At 60.8% G+C, this 487-nt stretch carries 1 tRNA gene; it reads right to left on the reverse strand.

The window, feature by feature from the left end:
- Positions 1-165: 165 nt before the first annotated feature.
- Positions 166-250, reverse strand: a tRNA-Leu gene (locus tag EN781_RS33835).
- Positions 251-487: the final 237 nt, after the last annotated feature.

Consider the following 487-nt stretch of genomic DNA (forward strand, 5'->3'; position numbering starts at 1 on the left):
GGGCTGGGGTGGACGGGGTAGGACCGGCCTTTGCCGAGCTGCCTGCATCACCGGCGGCATTGATTCCTACGGGCGATCGCTTCTGATTTGCCCCGCGCGGGCGGCCGCAAGCGCTCGCGCCAGCCTAAGTCCAAAGGCTGTTCAAAGGAACTTTCGGGAAGAGATTGGTGCGGTCGAGAAGACTCGAACTTCCACGGGTTGCCCCACAGCGACCTCAACGCTGCGCGTCTACCAATTCCGCCACGACCGCACGTGGTAGGAGCCGGAACGAACCGGCTCGGGGCCTGTAGCAAATCGTTTCCGGCGAAACAAGTGCGCCGCGCGGAATATTCGCCAATGCATGTCGCCCAAAAGTGCGTAGCGGTTTTGGGGGAACGACATGCATCGGACAGAGCTGCCGGCATAACGTCCCACAGCTTCGGAAAATGCCGGGGAACTGGACGTTTGCAGCCATTGCCGCCATATGAGAGGGCACAAGAGATTTATC

The organism is Mesorhizobium sp. M4A.F.Ca.ET.090.04.2.1 (assembly GCF_003999085.1).
Classification (GTDB): domain Bacteria; phylum Pseudomonadota; class Alphaproteobacteria; order Rhizobiales; family Rhizobiaceae; genus Mesorhizobium.